At 45.4% G+C, this 416-nt stretch carries 1 protein-coding gene; it reads left to right on the top strand.

Annotation, left to right across the window (positions count from 1 at the left end):
- A partial coding sequence (locus V6259_RS19670) for a DDE-type integrase/transposase/recombinase (protein WP_341585973.1) occupies positions 1–416 on the top strand: 416 nt, incomplete at both ends.

The following is a 416-nucleotide window of genomic DNA, read 5'->3' on the forward strand; positions in this document are numbered from 1 at the left end:
TGCGACTGTTAGAACGAATACGTGAATGCCACATCGCTAGCGGTGGAACCTATGGAAGCCCATGGATACATCGTGACCTTCGGGATGAGGGAGAATCCTGTAGCGTACATCGTGTTGCCAAGATCATGCGTAATAACAAGATTAAGGCCCAGATTGGCTATAAACGTCGCCATATCCAAGGCGGTAAAGTAGGCAAGATTGCTGACAACATATTGAAGCGTCAGTTTAATCCTGATGCCCCTAATAAAGCGTGGGTAAGTGATATCACCTACGTTAGGACCCATGAAGTTTTTTTGTACGTCGCGACTGTTATCGACTTATTTTCCCGACGTGTTGTTGGATGGTCAATGGATAAAATGATGGATCGTCATCTGGTCATTAATGCTCTACTAATGGCCATCTGGCAGCGTAAACCT

Origin of the sequence: Marinomonas sp. TI.3.20, assembly GCF_038155025.1 — a bacterium.
Lineage (GTDB): Bacteria > Pseudomonadota > Gammaproteobacteria > Pseudomonadales > Marinomonadaceae > Marinomonas > Marinomonas flavescens.